A 727-nucleotide genomic window follows, 5' to 3' on the forward strand; every position below is an offset into this window, starting at 1 on the left:
TGGGTTCAGAACGTCGTGAGACAGTTCGGTCCCTATCCGTCGCGGGCGCAGGAAATTTGAGAGGAGCTGTCCTTAGTACGAGAGGACCGGGATGGACGTTCCGCTGGTGTACCAGTTGTGCCGCCAGGCGCATCGCTGGGTAGCTATGAACGGAAGGGATAAACGCTGAAAGCATCTAAGTGTGAAGCCCCCCTCGAGATGAGATTTCCCATTCCTATATGGAGGTAAGACCCCTGAGAGATGATCAGGTAGATAGGCTGGAAGTGGAAGTGCAGCGATGCATGGAGCGGACCAGTACTAATCGGTCGAGGACTTAACCAAGTAGAGCGTGAAGCGGCGCGGTTAGAAGCGGGAGTGTAAGCGGGCTTGGGCGTAATGGCGGTCTTTGCCATTGCGACCAAGGTCCTTACACGCAGGCTTCTGCGCCGGTGAACGCGTTTCGATGAAATACGTCGTGTCTCGACAAAACAACACAACAATGATAGCCAGTTTTGAGAGCGCAAAGTTCTCATAAGTGTGGTGGCGATAGCAAGAAGGATACACCTGTTCCCATGCCGAACACAGAAGTTAAGCTTCTTCACGCCGAGAGTAGTTGGTGGGAAACTGCCTGCGAGGGTAGGAAGCTGCCACGCTGTTTATTCCGGTTTAGCTCAGTTGGTAGAGCACCTGACTGTTAATCAGGTTGTCGTCAGTTCGAGCCTGACAACCGGAGTTTTTTATGGAGAGT

1 tRNA gene and 2 rRNA genes are annotated in these 727 nt (G+C 52.8%); all 3 read left to right on the top strand.

The annotated features are described in order from the left end of the window. A 23S ribosomal RNA gene (locus tag BVJ53_RS14870) occupies window positions 1–321 on the top strand; the annotation flags it as partial. Between the two features lie 194 nt (window positions 322–515). Beyond that, window positions 516–632 (top strand): 5S ribosomal RNA (rrf, locus tag BVJ53_RS14880). Window positions 633–639: 7 nt separating this feature from the next. Continuing rightward, window positions 640–712, top strand: a tRNA-Asn gene (locus tag BVJ53_RS14885). Window positions 713–727: the final 15 nt, after the last annotated feature.

Origin of the sequence: Lacticaseibacillus chiayiensis, from assembly GCF_004123795.1 — a bacterium.
Lineage (GTDB): Bacteria > Bacillota > Bacilli > Lactobacillales > Lactobacillaceae > Lacticaseibacillus > Lacticaseibacillus chiayiensis.